This window comes from Arthrobacter sp. 2RAF6, assembly GCF_052115205.1.
Taxonomy (GTDB): Bacteria; Actinomycetota; Actinomycetes; order Actinomycetales; family Micrococcaceae; genus Arthrobacter.
In genome coordinates, this window is record NZ_JBFRGF010000017.1 from 49,091 (window position 1) to 64,006 (window position 14,916).

Annotated in this window: 15 protein-coding genes; 9 read left to right on the plus strand and 6 right to left on the minus strand. The window is 64.2% G+C overall.

Annotation, left to right across the window (positions count from 1 at the left end; genetic code table 11):
• Position 1: 1 nt before the first annotated feature.
• Positions 2–1,135: a N(5)-(carboxyethyl)ornithine synthase gene (locus tag AB4Z38_RS13630; RefSeq protein ID WP_441430246.1), complete on the plus strand. Its 1,134-nt coding sequence runs from the start codon at positions 2–4 to the stop codon at positions 1,133–1,135.
• 69 nt (positions 1,136–1,204) lie between these two features.
• On the opposite strand, the gene AB4Z38_RS13635 is transcribed toward AB4Z38_RS13630, so the two are convergent.
• On the minus strand, positions 1,205–2,602 hold the full coding sequence (locus AB4Z38_RS13635; protein WP_441430208.1) for an MFS transporter: 1,398 nt from the start codon (positions 2,600–2,602) through the stop codon (positions 1,205–1,207).
• A gap of 150 nt (positions 2,603–2,752) precedes the next feature.
• Here AB4Z38_RS13635 and AB4Z38_RS13640 point away from each other — a divergent pair, with 150 nt between their 5' ends.
• Entirely contained in the window at positions 2,753–3,607 is an 855-nt protein-coding gene (locus AB4Z38_RS13640; RefSeq protein WP_236813341.1) for a LysR substrate-binding domain-containing protein, read from the plus strand.
• Here the strand turns inward: AB4Z38_RS13640 and AB4Z38_RS13645 are convergent.
• Positions 3,591–4,184: a TetR/AcrR family transcriptional regulator gene (locus AB4Z38_RS13645; RefSeq protein WP_441430209.1), complete on the minus strand. Its 594-nt coding sequence runs from the start codon at positions 4,182–4,184 to the stop codon at positions 3,591–3,593. The genes AB4Z38_RS13640 and AB4Z38_RS13645 overlap by 17 nt on opposite strands.
• A 99-nt stretch (positions 4,185–4,283) precedes the next feature.
• Here AB4Z38_RS13645 and AB4Z38_RS13650 point away from each other — a divergent pair, with 99 nt between their 5' ends.
• From AB4Z38_RS13650 to AB4Z38_RS13660, 3 genes are all read left to right on the plus strand, one after another.
• Positions 4,284–4,616, plus strand: coding sequence for a hypothetical protein (locus AB4Z38_RS13650; RefSeq protein ID WP_441430210.1), 333 nt, complete (start codon positions 4,284–4,286; stop codon positions 4,614–4,616).
• A 55-nt stretch (positions 4,617–4,671) separates the two neighbouring features.
• Positions 4,672–5,100: an aspartate 1-decarboxylase gene (gene panD, locus AB4Z38_RS13655; RefSeq protein ID WP_441430211.1), complete on the plus strand. Its 429-nt coding sequence runs from the start codon at positions 4,672–4,674 to the stop codon at positions 5,098–5,100.
• Between the two features lie 151 nt (positions 5,101–5,251).
• Positions 5,252–6,178, plus strand: coding sequence for an AEC family transporter (locus tag AB4Z38_RS13660; protein WP_441430212.1), 927 nt, complete (start codon positions 5,252–5,254; stop codon positions 6,176–6,178).
• A 92-nt stretch (positions 6,179–6,270) separates the two neighbouring features.
• Here the strand turns inward: AB4Z38_RS13660 and AB4Z38_RS13665 are convergent, their stop codons facing one another.
• On the minus strand, positions 6,271–8,910 hold the full coding sequence (locus tag AB4Z38_RS13665) for a trehalase-like domain-containing protein (protein ID WP_441430213.1): 2,640 nt from the start codon (positions 8,908–8,910) through the stop codon (positions 6,271–6,273).
• 109 nt (positions 8,911–9,019) lie between these two features.
• Complete coding sequence (locus AB4Z38_RS13670) at positions 9,020–10,009, minus strand: LLM class flavin-dependent oxidoreductase (RefSeq protein WP_441430214.1); 990 nt, start codon at positions 10,007–10,009, stop codon at positions 9,020–9,022.
• 340 nt (positions 10,010–10,349) lie between these two features.
• Between AB4Z38_RS13670 and AB4Z38_RS13675 the strand changes: the two genes are divergently transcribed.
• The 3 genes from AB4Z38_RS13675 (at position 10,350) to AB4Z38_RS13685 (ending at position 12,934) form a co-directional block, all read left to right on the plus strand.
• Positions 10,350–11,330, plus strand: a complete 981-nt coding sequence (locus AB4Z38_RS13675) for an ABC transporter substrate-binding protein (protein WP_441430215.1) — start codon at positions 10,350–10,352, stop codon at positions 11,328–11,330.
• A gap of 139 nt (positions 11,331–11,469) precedes the next feature.
• The gene (locus AB4Z38_RS13680; RefSeq protein WP_441430216.1) at positions 11,470–12,420 is read left to right on the plus strand and encodes a D-2-hydroxyacid dehydrogenase family protein; all 951 of its coding nucleotides are present in this window, start codon (positions 11,470–11,472) and stop codon (positions 12,418–12,420) included.
• A gap of 61 nt (positions 12,421–12,481) precedes the next feature.
• Entirely contained in the window at positions 12,482–12,934 is a 453-nt protein-coding gene (locus AB4Z38_RS13685) for a GNAT family N-acetyltransferase (RefSeq protein WP_441430217.1), read from the plus strand.
• Between the two features lie 103 nt (positions 12,935–13,037).
• Here AB4Z38_RS13685 and AB4Z38_RS13690 read toward each other — a convergent pair whose 3' ends face one another.
• Both AB4Z38_RS13690 and AB4Z38_RS13695 read right to left on the minus strand, forming a co-directional pair.
• Entirely contained in the window at positions 13,038–13,538 is a 501-nt protein-coding gene (locus AB4Z38_RS13690) for an NUDIX hydrolase (protein WP_441430218.1), read from the minus strand.
• Between the two features lie 2 nt (positions 13,539–13,540).
• Complete coding sequence (locus AB4Z38_RS13695) at positions 13,541–14,092, minus strand: NUDIX hydrolase (RefSeq protein WP_441430247.1); 552 nt, start codon at positions 14,090–14,092, stop codon at positions 13,541–13,543.
• Positions 14,093–14,313: 221 nt separating this feature from the next.
• On the opposite strand from AB4Z38_RS13695, the gene AB4Z38_RS13700 reads away from it, so the two are divergent.
• On the plus strand, positions 14,314–14,742 hold the full coding sequence (locus AB4Z38_RS13700; RefSeq protein ID WP_441430219.1) for a MepB family protein: 429 nt from the start codon (positions 14,314–14,316) through the stop codon (positions 14,740–14,742).
• Positions 14,743–14,916 lie beyond the last annotated feature (174 nt).

The window sequence follows — 14,916 nt, forward strand, 5'->3', positions numbered from 1 at the left end:
CATGACCCTCGGCATCCTGTCGACATCGCGGAAGCCGGACGAGCGCCGGCTGCCCGTCCATCCTCTGCACCTGGAGCGTATTGCTCCGGAGCTCCGGCAACGCATCCGGCTCGAGCGCGGCTACGGCGAGCGCTTCGGCTTTTCGGACAGCCAACTTGAGCCGCTGGTCGGCGGCATGGCAAGCCGTGAAGAACTGATCTCGAATTCGGATGTCATTCTCCTGCCCAAGCCGCAGCCGGAAGACCTTGCCGATCTCCGCGACGGGCAGGTCCTCTGGGGTTGGCCGCATTGCGTCCAGGACAAGGCCATCACCCAACTCGCCATCGACAAGAAGCTGACCTTGATCGCCTTCGAGGCGATGAATCACTGGGCCAGCGACGGCGGCTTCGGGCTTCACGTTTTCCACAAGAACAACGAACTTGCGGGCTACTGTTCCGTCATCCACGCCCTTGCCCTGACGGGCTCGACGGGTGACTACGGGAGGCGGCTGAGCGCCGTCGTGATTGGCTTCGGTGCCACAGCGCGTGGCGCGGTCACCGCCCTGAATGCCCACGGCGTCCATGATGTCCAGGTGCTGACCAACCGCGGTGTAGCGGCGGTTGGCTCCCCCATCCACTCGGTGCGGATAGTGCAGTTCGACCACGACCAGAACGCCCCTTTCCTGAGCGAGGTCATTACCGATCGTGGCCGCCTGCCACTGGCGCCGTTCCTTGCCGCGAGCGACATCGTGGTCAACTGCACGCTACAGGACCCAAACTCGCCGCTGACGTACCTGCGGACCGAGGACCTGAACGCGTTCCAGCCGGGCAGCTTGATTGTTGACGTCTCCTGCGACGAAGGCATGGGCTTCAGTTGGGCGCGGACCACGACGTTCGCCGAGCCCATGTTCACGGTGGGCGACCACATCAACTACTACGCCGTGGACCACAGCCCGTCCTACCTGTGGAATTCGTCCAGCTGGGAGATCAGCGAAGCGCTCCTGCCGTTCCTTGAGACGGTTATTTCGGGCCCCGAGGCCTGGGCCGCCGACGAAACGATCTCCCGAGCCATCGAGATCCGGGACGGCGTCATCCGCAACCCGGACGTGCTCCAGTTCCAAGGGCGCGCGGCGGACTATCCGCACCTCGCGGCGTAATCGATTCGTAGCTTAATCACGCCGCCAGCCGGGCGCCTTGTCGGCGCCCGGCTCAGCCCACCGGCGACGCTACGCCGACTGCGGGACGATCCGCACCATCCGGCGTCGGTCCCTGACGTTCACTTTGAGGCGCAACTCAGACTTCCGGGCGAGCACGACGGCGACTGTCGCCGCCGCGAGCGCCGGCACCCCGCCTGACACCAAGAGCGCTGCGTGCGGGTTCAGCTGCTCGGCAAGCCAGCCCATCATGGGTCCACCGATGGCTTGGCCACCGATGAGCACCATGATGTAGAGGCTCATGACGCGGCCGCGGATGCTCATGTTGGCACTGACCTGGACCAGCTGGTTGGCGGCGGTCAGGAACATGAGGCACCAGAATCCGGAGAGAACCATGGCAGCCGCGAGCCACACCATGGACGGCGCCAGCGCGGCCAGGCACAGCATCAAGCCGTACATCCCGGCGCACAGCACCACCGAGCGTAGACGCAATTGACGGCGCCGGGCCGAGGTGATTGCTCCGGCTAGCGCGCCAAGGGCAACCATGGCGTTGAGCAGGCCGTAACCGCCGGCGCCCGCATGGTAGATATGGTCCGCGAAGGCGGCGAGGAGCACCGGCAGGCTCATCGCGAAGACCGCTACAAAGCCGGCCATGAGCCACGGCCAGTAGATGGTGGGCTTGCTGAGGGCGTACCGCAGGCCTTCCTGCAGCATTCCCTTGCGTTTTGGCACGGGCGTGCTGACATAAAGTTCATTCTTGCGGAGCATCAGGAGCATGGTGACGGTGGAGCAGCAGGCCACGGCGTTCGCCGCGAAGGCCCAGCCCGCGCCGACCGCGGTCAGCAGCACGCCGGCCAGTGCGGGACCAATAAGGCCACCCAGCTGGAACGTGGTGGAGTTGACGCTGATGGCGTTGCGCAGGTATTTCGGTCCCACGAGCTCGTTGACGAAGACCTGCCGGGCGGGCTGGTCGAGGACCGTCACGAGGCCCAGGACAAACGCGATCACGTAAACGTGCCACACCTCGATGCGGTGGCTCAGAGCCAACACGGCAAGGATGGCCGCCAGGGAGGCCGCGACGCTTTGGCACAGGATGAGGATGCGTCGCTTGGGGAAGCGGTCCGCCATCATGCCGCCCCAGGGGCCAAGGAACAGCGACGGCATGAACTGCAATGCCACGGTTATTCCGACGGCGGTGACGGAGCCGGAGAGCTGGAGTACCAACCAGTCCTGGGCAATCCGCTGCATCCAGAGTGCGATGACTGCGACGAAGTGGCCCACAGCGAAGATCCGGAAGTTGGGTACTTTGAGCGATATGAAGGTGTGCCGCCAGGGCAGCCGTTCGCTGACGACGGCGATTGGCTGTGTGGTCGTGTCCGGGTCGGCGGCGTGTGAAATTCGGCTGCTTGCGGCGAGTGAATCGATGACGGGTTGGCTGACGTTTGCCGCTGAGGGCGGTGGGGGTGCCAAAGGTAGTCCTTGGATAGGCGTTTCGCTCGGATGCCTTTAACGCTAGGGTTGGCCGCGGTGATTATGGAAGTGAATTGGCTGTATAACTAGCATTGCGAAGTGCAATACACCGGCGGGAGCGGCGGTGAACGTAGCTATTCAAGGAGTCCCGTGTTCGAACCCGTGCAGCTTCGGTCCTTCCTGGCCGTGGCCGAGACTTTGAGTTTCACGAAGGCAGCCGAGCGCCTCGGCCTCGCCCAGCCCACGGTCAGCCAGCATGTGAGAAAGCTGGAGACGGCGGCCAAACGGGCGCTCGTAGCCCGCGACACGCGGGATGTCCGGCTCACGGACAATGGCGATGCCATGGCAGGCTTTGCCCGCAACATCCTCTCCGCGCACGATTCCGCAGCGAGGTACTTTTCCGGCTCCGCCATGCGCGGCCGCTTGCGCTTCGGGACCGCCGACGATCTTGCCATTACGGGCTTGCCTCGGATCCTGCGCGAGTTCCGGCAGCTGTATCCCCAGATCAACCTGGAACTCACCGTCAGCCAGAGCGACCAGCTCTACAAACGCGTCAACGCGGGCCAGTTGGATCTGGTGTTCGTGAAGTGGGTGGGCGAGGCGAAGGACGGCACAGTCGTCAGGCACGACAAGTTTGCCTGGGTAGGCGTCGAACAGACGGTGCTGGACCCGGCGAGCCCCGTGCCGCTGATCTGCTATCCGGCCCCGAGCGTCAGCCGGAAGCTGGCCATCGACGCCCTGGAGGCCATGGGCCGGACGTGGCGGGTCACCTGCTCGACCAAGCAGATCGCCGGCGTCTTGGCGGCGGTCCGCGCGGGCATCGGCGTCGCCGTGATGCCGTCGTCGCTGGTTCCCGAGGACCTCACGGTGATCACCAAACGCTTCGACCTCCCGCCCGTGGGTGACGTCGACTTCACCTTGATCCGCAACCCTTTGGCGAACGCCGAAGTGGTGGATGCATTGACGCAGGCGATCATCGGCAGAACGCTTAACAAGCAGGCGTAGCCAGCTCCCGTGCGGCGAGGAGGACGGTCCGGACGATCGCCTTGCGGCGCCGCTCCGCCCTGCTTGACCCCTTGCTGCCGGCCATGAGGCCGTCCAGCTCGGGCAGTACCGGCCAGGCGTCACACAACGCAATGATGGTGAGCATCAGATCGGCCGCATCTTCCCTGGACGTCCCCGGCATGGCCCGGATGACACCGTCAACCTTGTTTCTGCAGTTCGCGGCCCGGTCCGGACGGTTCACCACATATTCGCCCCGCTCCAAACCCTCCCAAAACAGCAGCCTCGGAAGGGTGGCATCTTGGTGGTGATGGTCGAACAGGCGTCCGGCGTAATCGGCCAAGGCTTCGGGACCAGCGCCCTCGATGCGCACTTCGTCCACAACCTTGCTGAGCTGGGATGCGATCACCGCGTCGAAGAGAAGATCTTTCTTGCCGAAGTACTGATAGATGCGCTCCTTGTTGACTCCGGCCGCAGCCGCGATACGGTCCACCCTGGCGCCGGCTAGTCCGAATTGGCAGAACTCGGCAGTCGCCGCCTCAAGGAGGAGGCGCTTGGTCCGCTCGGTATCCCATGCCATGTGTCCACCTTAACAGATTCCAACCAAGTAGTTGCAGTTTTCGAAAGCAGCGTCTAGTCTGAACTCACGCCGAAAGCAACCAAATAGTTGGAGAATGTCATGAGCACCCAAATCCCCGTTTCCGCACCTGCGGACAACGCCGCGGTTGCGCCGGTTTCCGTGCCTTCCGCGCACTCTGCGCACGGCCCCTCCCTGCACGTACCCTCTGTACACATCCGTGCAGTGATCACGTGGCTGGCCATTTTCCCCCTCGTGGCGATCGGCATGACGATCCTCGCTCCGCTCACGGAGTCATGGCACCCCGCACTGCGCGCCCTCGTCCTGACGCTCGCCGTGGTTCCTACCGCCGTCTACCTGGTTGTCCCCAAACTGCTCGCCGGCTACGGCTCCCTGAAGACGCGGCAGGCCCGGAAGGCCACCGCCAAGGCGTAGCCTGTGTCAGGCATCACCCGGCGATCGAGCGGCCACGCGCTAAACTTGTCACGTTATGAACCGCACAATGTTTAAGTCCAAGATCCACCGCGCCACGGTGACCCATGCCGACCTGCACTATGTAGGTTCAGTGACGGTCGACCTGGATTTGCTGGATGCTGCGGATATTCTCCCCGGCGAACTAGTCTCCATTGTTGACGTGACCAACGGCGCGCGCCTGGAAACTTACACCATTGCCGGCGAACGCGGCTCCGGCGTCATTGGCATCAACGGGGCCGCAGCGCACCTGGTCCACGTGGGCGACGTCGTCATTCTCATCACCTACGCGGAGATGACCACCGAGGAGGCCAAGGCCTACCAGCCCAAGGTTGTCCATGTGGACAGGGCCAACAAGATCGTCCAGCTCGGCAGCGATCCCGCCGAAGGCGTCACTCCGGGCATTATGCGCCCACCGCACGCCCTCAACAACGCCCGGCTGAACTAGCTTCCCCTCTTCCGCTACCCCAGGGGCACGCCTTCTTCGCGGTCCACATGGCGGAACATGCCGCCGTCGGGCCTTACAGCCGAATAAAGCTGATTTAGGCTGGGACTGTGAACCCACGCTGCCCCGCGCCCATCCCCCTCCGGATGCCGTAATGCTGGGCGTCCTTTCCGGGTTTTTCGTGGTGTGGGCCATCATTCTGGTAGGCATGTTCGTCGGCAAGCGCGGGATCCTGGGAGACAACGCGCGTTCGGTCCTCAGCGGCCTGACTTTCTTCGTCGCGAGCCCTGCGCTTCTCTTTGAAACCCTGGGCAAGGCCCATCTCCGCGACATCTTCGCCGCTCCGCTCCTGGTCACGGCGGTGGGCGCCGTCGTCACCGGCAGCTTGTTCTTCGTCATCGTGAAGTTCTGGCTCAAACGCTCCCTGCCCGAATCGCTTATGTCCTCCATGAGCGCTTCCTTGGCCAACTCCGCGAACCTCGGCATCCCCATCGCGGTGTTCGTCCTGGGCGACGCAAGCTATGTGGCTCCGCTGCTGATCTTCCAGCTCGCGTTCTTCACGCCCATGTACCTGATGGCGCTCGATGCAAGTACGAGCAGCCACCGCACCACTCCCCTGCGCTTCGTCTTGATGATCGTCCGGAATCCGATGATCGTGGGATCGGCCCTCGGCCTGATAGTGGCTGGAACTGGCTGGCAAGTGCCCTCGCTCATCATGGACCCGATCCATTTGATCGGCGGAGCCGCCATTCCCGCGATGCTGATGGCGTTCGGGATGAGCCTGAACGGCTCCCGGCCCCTGCAAAAGGACACAGGTCGCCGGACGGACGCGCTCCTGGCCAGCGGCTTCAAGCTGTTTGTCCACCCCACGATGGCTTACCTGTTCGCCCGCTTCGCGCTGGGACTGGAGGCGCATGCCTTGTTCGCCGTGGTGGTCACGGCGGCCCTGCCCACTGCGCAGAACGTGTTCGTGGCCGCGAGCCGTTACAACACGGGAATCACCGTGGCCAAGGATACGGTCCTGATCACCACGGTGGTGGCCGTCCCGGCAATGATCGCCGTGGCCCTGCTGCTCACCTAAATATTTCCGCAAGCAAGGACGCCAGTTATCCGGAAGCGTGCGTCTAAGCGAGGGACGAGCGAGCACGCGGAGGATGGCTGGTGTCCTTGCGCCTACTCTTCGTCCACCGAGTCCAGGTACCTGTCCAGCAGCTGTGCGCAGCGGATGAAGCCCAAGTGCGAATACGCCTGCGGATGGTTTCCCAAGTGAGTCTCCGTGCCGGGGTCGAATTCTTCGGGAAGCAGACCAGTTGGACCGAAGAGCGCCACGAGCTGGTTGAACAACTCCAGCGCGTCGTCCAGCCGGCCCACGGCCAGGTATGCCTCGATCAGCCAGGTGGTGCAGATGTGGAACCCGCCCTCCAGACCCGGCAGGCCGTCGTCGTACCTGTACCGGAACACGGTGGGACCCACCCGAAGTTCCCGCTCGACGGCGGTGACGGTGTCCAGGAAGCGCTGGTCGCGGACGTCCAGCAGGCCCGAGAGCCCGATGTGCAGCACGGCCGCGTCGAGGTCCGGGCTGTCATAGGCCACGGTGTACGAGCTTGCGGAATCGTCCCAGCCCTCGCGCAGGACTTCCGCGCGGATGATGTTGGCCGTTTCCTCCCACTCGGCCCCGATGGGGCGCCGGAACCGGACCGCCGTCTGCATGGCCCGGTCAAGCGTCACCCAGCACATCACCTTGGTGTAGATGTGGTGCCGTGGCGCCCGCCGGGCTTCCCAGATGCCATGGTCGGGTTCGTGCCAGCGGGCCAAGACGGCCGAGGCCATCTGCTCCATCAGTCTCCAGTGCTCGTCCGGCAAGGTGCCGCGGCGCTTGCTGAGGGTCTGGATGAGCTCGGCGATCGGCCCGAAGACGTCCAGCTGCACTTGGTGGTCGGCAGCGTTCCCGATCCGCACGGGCCGCGAGCCGGCGTAACCGGGCAGGCTCTCGATAATGGCCTCCGTAGACAGCGGGGAGCCGGTCACGGAGTACAGGGGGTGCAGCCATTCCGGACCGGGCGCGTTCTCGAGGATGCGGCCCAGCCAGCGGAGGAACCCGTCTGCTTCCTCGGTGGAACCCAGGTCCACGAGCGCATTGACCGTCATGGAGCCGTCGCGGAGCCAGCAATAGCGGTAGTCCCAATTGCGGGTGCCGCCGATCCCTTCCGGCAGCGACGTGGTTGGCGCCGCGAGGACAGCGCCCGTCGGCTCGTGCACCAGCGCTTTCAGGACAAGGGCCGAGCGCCGCACCAGCGACGGTTTCATGTCGGGCAGTTCCAGCCCACGGACCCACTGCCGGGATTGGTGCGCGACGGCGGCCCGCCGGGCGAGCTCCCCGGCGGGGTCCGGCGTCGTCGGCTCAGTGTCTCCACACCTCAGGTTCATGACGACGGGACCGTACGCGAGGCTGACTTCCGCGGTTGCGGTGCCGTGTTTGCCGTCGCTCGTGACCGTGAAGGACACTCCGGGAGCGAAGAGGATGATGGGATCCGAGGTACCCACGACGTGCAGCTCTTCGCCGCGGACTTCCATGTTGAACGGGGCGTTGGCATAGTCCGGCCGCGGTGCGAAAACAATCCGCGCGCTGCCGGTTCCGGAGAGGACACGGACCAAGCTAGTGATGCCGTCCGGTGCAGGCTCAAGATAGTCGGTGACCGTGACGTCCGCCCAGCGAGTCTCCACGATCATGGTGTTGTCCACGTAGCGCTGGCCCAGCACCTTCGACGTCTTGACCGGGTCCACGCTGAAGTGGCCGGCCGGGTCGCCACCAAGGATGTGTGCAAACAAGGAGCCGGAATCCGGAAGGGGGTGGCTCATCCAACAGATCTTGGCTTCCGGGGTGAGAAGCGCCGTCGAGGTCCCGTTGCCGATCATCGAATGCCGCTCGAGCCCCACCGCGTCCTCGCCGAACAGCCACGCACGGCGCAGTTCGAACAGGATGGCGAGCACTTTGGCGAACGATTCCGGGTCCGGCAAGCGGTGGCGCGCCGTGGATTCTCCATCTCCAATGTGCAGGCCAAGATCCGGGCCCCGCAAGGTGGCGATCGCGAGTTCATCGCTGTCCGCGTCGCCGGCAAACAGGGCCGCGCTGGCCCCCAACTGTGTACGCAGATGCTCCAGCGCGGCGTCTTTGGAGGGTTCCACGATGGACAGGTCCAGTACGGATCCGTCCACAATGAAAAACAGGCCCAATTCACGGGCGATCTGGTGTGCCTCGCGCGTCACCCGGGCCACGACGGCAGGTGCGGCCGGCCTGGTGTGGATGGCTACCGCCACGGGCTTGCGCTCGATGCTGATGCCCTTTTCGAAACCGATGGATTCGTTCAGGGCGGTCGCTGCCTGCTGAAGTACGGCTTCCGATGCCATCGAGATGCTGTACGCGTAGGTCATGTCGAACTCGGCGCCGTGCGAACCTACGAGGTGGACTTCCGCCGGCAACCGCGACACCGCGGCAAGGTCCCGCAGCGACCTGCCAGAGATGACGGCCGTGTGCGTGTTCGGCAGCGCTGCCAGTGCCCGGAGCGCGACAGCGGCACTCCCCAAGGGCAGCGTCTCAGTGGATACGCCTTCGGCAGCGCAGAGGGTTCCACCGTAATTGCAGGCCACCAGGAGCCCCGGAGTGCGGGCCAGCATCCTCAATTCCGCGAGCAGCTCCGGAGTGATTCCATCGTGGGCGGCCTCGGATTGCACGGCCGTCCGCAGGAGGCCCAACGGAAGCGATTTTGTCAGCAATGCCGAATCGGCCACGGACAAATTGAGCGGAGTAGCCATGGGGGACGATCCTTCCGGGGTGGTTCGTCCAGTTTCCGCCCGGTGAGTTTCGCCTCCATGACCCGCGTATTGCCGGGGTGTAACGAGTTTGCCTGGTTGGGGGCGCCCGTTACACCCGGGTCAGTCCCACGGCTTCCGCCACCAGCTCCACGGAACGCAGCCGCTGCTCCGTGCCGGTGCTTTGGTGGGCAACAATCAGTTCGTCGGCGTCGGCGTGGCGGGCAAACTCGTCGAGGTACTCGCGCACGACCTCCGGCGTCCCCACCGCCGAGTACTTCACCATTTGCGCGATGTGCTGGCCTTGCGGCGAGTCGAGGATGAGGTCCGCCTCGGCGTCGGTGAATTCGCGTCCGCCGCCCAGGAAGCGCGAGACGCGGTCCCGCTTGACCTCAAGGAAGAGCCGTTGGGCTTCGGCCGCCGAATCCGCGGCCACCACGTTGACACCCGCGATCACGTAGGGCTCCTGCAGCTGCTCGGACGGCTTGAACTCGCGGCGGTAGACGGCGACGGCGTCCTGCAGCGCGTTGGGCGCGAAGTGCGAGGCGAAGGCGTAGGGCAGGCCGAGCTGCGCGGCCAAATGCGCCCCGAACAGGGAGGAACCAAGGATGTAGAGCGGCACGTTGGTGCCCTTGCCCGGCGTCGCTTCGACGCCCTGGATCCGGGTGGGTCCTGTGAGGTAGCCCTGCAGTTCCAGCACGTCCTGGGGGAAGGTGTCCGCGGCCATGGGATCGCGGCGGAGTGCTCGCATAGTGTTTTGGTCACTGCCGGGCGCCCGTCCCAGGCCGAGGTCAATGCGGCCCGGGTGCAGCGTCTCAAGGGTGCCGAACTGCTCCGCGATGGTGAGCGGCGAGTGGTTGGGCAGCATCACACCGCCGGCACCGAGCCGGATGGTGCTCGTGTTGGCCGCGATATGGGCAATCAGCACGCTCGTGGCCGAAGACGCGATGGAGCCCATGTTGTGGTGCTCGGCGTACCAGATCCGCCGGTAGCCGAGCCGTTCGGCCAGTTGCGCCATGGCGACGCTCCCGGCGAAGCTCTCCGCCGCCGTCTGGCCTTTGCCGATAATTGCCAGGTCGAGGATGGAGAGGGGAACAGTCACGTGATGCCGGCCTTTCGAAGGTGGTTTCGTTCGAGGGGCCGGTTTCCCGGCCACTCTCGCGACAACGACGGCGGCGCCCGGGTTATTTCTCTTGTTTGCGTGGGTTCCGTCTCAGCTCGTGACCCAGGGCTGAGTTCGCGGGTCCGGGTCGCGGCTGCGTTCCGGAACACAGCACGCGGCCCGCACCCAAGAAATCACGCCGACTATGTGACCCTTCGGGAACTCTCATGAACCTCCGTTAACCCCTGTATCCCAGCGTTTCAGAGCGCTTTGACCGGCACCGGGCCCTGCCGGATAGTTGCAGCAACGCACACCATCCATCACTTTCGAAGGGGACTCCATGGCTATTTCACGCTTCAAAACAGGCACCGCACTGGCACTCGCGGTGACCACGACTCTCGGCCTCGCTGCGTGCTCGGACCCGGGCGCCTCAGCCGCGCCAGCGCCGTCGTCGTCCACTGGCACTTCCGCCGGCAAAACCTTCAACCTGGCTCCCGAGCAGAACCGCTTCCCTGTACAGGTCTCACCGGAAGCCGCCGCCCTGGTTCCCGAGTCGGTCAAGGCAGACGGCAAGCTGACCGTCGCGGTGAGTCCCTTCGCCGCGCCGCTGGCCGTTTATGCCACGGACAACAAGACTCCGGTGGGCAATGAGGTGGACATCGCCGTCGCGCTGGCAGAATCGCTGGGACTCAAGCCGGACATCGTGCCGACGGCCTGGGCCGACTGGCCGTTGGGCGTGGAATCGGGCAAGTACGAGGCAGTCATCTCGAACGTCACCGTGACGGAAGAGCGCAAGCTCAAGTTCGATTTCGCCAGCTACCGCGAGGACAAACTGGGCTTCTACGCCAAGAGCGACAGCCCCATCACGAAGGTGGACTCGGCTCCGGACGTGGCGGGCAAGCGGATCATTGTGGGCTCGGGCACCAACCAGGAAGCAATCCTGTTGCGCTGGGACGCCGAGAACAAGAAGAACGGCTTGAAGCCGGTCGAGTTCCAGTATTACGACGACGACTCGGCCTCCACGCTCGCGCTTCAGTCGGGCCGTGCGGACCTGACGTTCGGGCCGAACGCGACCGCGTCCTACAAGTCGCAGACCGATGGCAAGACCAAGAACGTGGGCCCGGTTGACGGCGGGTGGCCGCTCAAAGCGAGCATCGCGGTGACCACCAAGAAGGGCAACGGCTTCGCTGCCGCAGCCCAGGCAGGACTGAACTCGCTCATCAAGGATGGTACGTATGGGAAAATCCTTGACCGCTGGGGTCTTTCGGCGGAAGGTATCCGGAAGTCTGAACTGAACCCGCCGGGCTTGCCGAAGAGTTAGCGCTAGGTTGTAGCATCGACTGCTCCGTAACTGTCGTATTGGGGGTCGAAAACGACAGTTACGGAGCAGTCGATAGCCCAGGGTGTAACTTTCGACGTATCCGGAAGCGCTGCACTCCGGTCAAGCGAAAGGGAGTTCCATGGGCCAGCGCCTTGCCATCCTCGACGACTACCAAGCCGTCGCCTACGACTATGCGCCGTGGGCCGAGCTCGCCGGAGACGGCGTCGAGGTCACCGTCTTCAAGGAGCCATTGGCGGACGCCGTGGACGTCCTCCGCGACTTCGACATCATCATGGCCATGCGGGAACGCACAGCTTTCGACGCCGGGATCCTCCGGCAACTGCCGAAGCTGAAGCTCCTGGTCACCACCGGGATGGCCAACGCAGCAATCGACCTGCGCGCAGCCAAGGAGCAGGGCATCACTGTCTGTGGGACAGGCGGCTCACCCGCAGCTGCGCCCGAGCTGACGTGGGCCCTGCTCCTGGCTTTCGCACGGAAGGTGCCGTTCGAGGACCGCGGGCTCCGCGCTGGAAAATGGCAATCTACTGTTGGTTTCGAGTTGTCCGGGAAGACCTTAGGGGTGCTGGGACTGGGCAACATCGGGAGCCAAATCGCCGGCTTTGGCAAGGCGTTCGGCATGGAGGTGATTGCTTGGAGTCCGAACCTCACGGATGCGACTGCCGCCGCGGCCGGCGCCAGGAAGGTCAGCAAGGAGGCACTCTTCCGGGAGTCCGACGTCGTTAGTGTCCACGTGCGGTTATCGGAACGGTCCCGGGGGCTCGTTGGGGAGGACGAACTGCGGCTCCTCGGCCCGGACGGCGTCCTGGTGAACACAGCCCGCGGACCGATCGTAGACGGGGCTGCGCTCCTCCGCGGCCTCAACGAGGGCTGGCTCGGCGGCGCGGCCCTGGACGTGTACGACGTCGAGCCCCTCCCGGCGGACCACCCCCTCCTCACGGCGCCGCGCACCGTGCTGACGCCGCACCTGGGGTACGTCACGTCGCAAAGCTACGCCCGCTTCTATGGCGAGGCGTTCGAGGACGTGCGCGCGTGGGTGCGGGGGAATCCGGTGCGGGTGCTCACTTCTTGACGCGTCGATTGCTCCATAACTGCCGTTATCGCCGTTCAAAACGGCAGTTATGGAGCAATCGATGGGGTTGAATAGTCCAGTGCCTGCTGAATTCTCGCTCCGTCCCGCCCTGCCCACCGATGCCGGCTGGATCGCGGAATTGCGCGCCGTCGTCATGCGTCCTGACTTGGAGCGGCTCGGGCGTTGGGATCCGGTCCGGGTCCGAGAGCGCTTCTTGAATGCGTTCCAGCCGGATCACACCTTCGTCATTGCCATGGAAGGACGAGCTACCGGTGTCATCGCTGTCCGCCCGGAACCCGATGCGCTGTGGATCGAGCACTTCTACATCAACCCTGGATTCCAGGGGCAAGGTCTTGGGGCCGGCGTGCTCCACCGGGTCATGGGCGAGTCCAAGGACCACCGACCGTTCCGGCTCAACGTGCTCCAGGGCAGCCCGGCCCGACGCCTCTACGAACGCCACGGCTTTGTCCTGGAGACCGAGGATCCGGTAGACGTGTTCATGGTCGCAGCCTGATCTAGCGAACGCGGTCGTCTACGGCCCGCCACGATCGGCGGCACTCCTGAGTCCGCCGACGCAATGCCAACCCCCGTTCAACTGCGAGCAGCAGCCCAAGCGGTCAATAGGTGCTCTGTTGTCCTGCAAACCGGGCTATCACAGTCGCATCCGGTTTATGGAAGGTTCGCCAGTCCGAGCAAACGTCGACCCACCGCGCGGGCTGGCCATCCTCCGGCAGGAGCTCGGTCGAGGGTTCGGCGATCGTCCAGTACGACAGGTTCAGTGTCGCTGACCAGTCCGACCGGTATGAGCGGACAGCCGCGAACGCCGGGCGGTCGGCCATAAGAAGTTCAATGCCTGTCTCTTCGGCAAGTTCGCGAATTGCACCCTCGCGCGGTGTCTCCCCTGGTTCCACTCGCCCGCCGGGAGGCACGAGGCCGCGCCAGCGATGCTGAACCACGAGTAGGCGTTGGAAGTCCGGCGAGAACACCCACACATCGGCTGCGAGCGGGCGCGGATCCGGGAGCCATTCCGACCGGAACCAGGTCAGGAGTCCTTCTTCTGCCACGTGCGCAATGGACACATCATGGATGGCCGCTTCAATGCCGAGTTTGTCGTGCACTGTTAACCGATCAGTGTCCCACTCAGTGAGATCGCGGCGCGCCGGACACGTTCCAAGCGCCCGCAGAAGCCTGCCGGCACTTGAACTGGCAATTCGTTGATCGGGAACCAGCGGATGTCCTCGCTTTCATCACTCACGGAGAGCTCCACATCCGGGGCGGTGGCCGCAGCGAACCCCACATCCCAATGGGCGGAACATGAGAATCCCCCATGCAGATCGTGCCGGTCAAGATCCACGATCGCGGGAGAAAGCAGGACAAGGTCGCCAATTCCGGACTCCTCGCGGGCCTCCCTCTGTGCTGCTGCCGCCACCGATGCATCCTCCGACTCGATGTGACCGCCGAACTGCACCCAGAACTGCCCCTTGCGATGGAAACACAGGAGAACACGATCGAATTCAGGCGAAAACACGAAGCAGGACCCGGTGACATGCTCCAGTCCGCCATTTCGACGCAATGCGGCGTCCCCCACTAAGTTCACGAACCGCAGATATGCGTCTCGCGATACCGATTCAGGAAGTTCTCTGAGGCTGGTGAGCAGATTGGCAAGAGGCATCCTGCCATCTTGCCGCACAGGGCAACGAACAACTCAATGCCACGACGAAGTGTGTGAATCGCAGCGATAAATGTCACTCTTGGTGCCCGTTAGCCGATCGTCAACCGGACAGGTTCAGGCAGGATTCTTGAGCGAATACAGTTTGATAGTGAATTTCCACGCACTCAAGCGCTTCATCGACCTTGCGTCCGCTCCTGCCGATGCACAGCCTGTCATCCAGGTTGAAGATACAGAACAGCGACTACGAATCTGGGGTCGCCCGCATCGGGAAGGAGCAGTGGCGAATCCGCACCGCCCGGATCACATCGACGAAGCCGGGCGCCTTCGTCGCGGTCTGGAAGCGCGGCGACGGCGGATCGACCAGGCCCTTCACGGCTGACGAGTCGATGTCTGGACTGCTCGTCTTCGTAGAGGAACAGGAACGGTTCGGAGTCTTCCAATTCACCAAGGCGCACCTGATCTCGCTCGGATTCGTCAGCTCCGACCTTCACCCCGGCAAGCGCGATTTCCGCGTCGATCCCGAATGGTGCACCGACCTGAATCCCCAAGCGTCACGCACTCAGCGCGCGCAGGGGCCTGCGTTCGTCGAGCTTCCTCCGAGTGTCGCGTCGCCGTCGCCAGCGCTCTCGAATGGATTCGGACCAACGTGACCGCCGACACTCCTGAAGTCATCGTCGTGACCCAAGAAGCCAACACTCCATCCGGAGGCTCCTTGAAGCACTCGGCGCAAGACAGACCGGAAGCATGATCGAGTTCGGCGCCCCACAGGCCGTCTACACCTTCGCGTCGATAGCGTGAAGTTGTCACGGTAAGAGATCCTTTGC

Bases quoted from the DNA above. Each gene is read 5' to 3' on its own strand.
- AB4Z38_RS13630 (WP_441430246.1), top strand. From the start codon at position 2: ATGACCCTCGGCATCCTGTCGACATCGCGGAAGCCGGACGAGCGCCGG.
- AB4Z38_RS13645 (WP_441430209.1), bottom strand. From the start codon at position 4,184: ATGGCATGGGATACCGAGCGGACCAAGCGCCTCCTCCTTGAGGCGGCG.
- AB4Z38_RS13650 (WP_441430210.1), top strand. From the start codon at position 4,284: ATGAGCACCCAAATCCCCGTTTCCGCACCTGCGGACAACGCCGCGGTT.
- panD (WP_441430211.1), top strand. From the start codon at position 4,672: ATGAACCGCACAATGTTTAAGTCCAAGATCCACCGCGCCACGGTGACC.
- AB4Z38_RS13660 (WP_441430212.1), top strand. From the start codon at position 5,252: ATGCTGGGCGTCCTTTCCGGGTTTTTCGTGGTGTGGGCCATCATTCTG.
- AB4Z38_RS13665 (WP_441430213.1), bottom strand. From the start codon at position 8,910: ATGGCTACTCCGCTCAATTTGTCCGTGGCCGATTCGGCATTGCTGACA.
- AB4Z38_RS13675 (WP_441430215.1), top strand. From the start codon at position 10,350: ATGGCTATTTCACGCTTCAAAACAGGCACCGCACTGGCACTCGCGGTG.
- AB4Z38_RS13680 (WP_441430216.1), top strand. From the start codon at position 11,470: ATGGGCCAGCGCCTTGCCATCCTCGACGACTACCAAGCCGTCGCCTAC.
- AB4Z38_RS13685 (WP_441430217.1), top strand. From the start codon at position 12,482: ATGGGGTTGAATAGTCCAGTGCCTGCTGAATTCTCGCTCCGTCCCGCC.
- AB4Z38_RS13695 (WP_441430247.1), bottom strand. From the start codon at position 14,092: ATGCCTCTTGCCAATCTGCTCACCAGCCTCAGAGAACTTCCTGAATCG.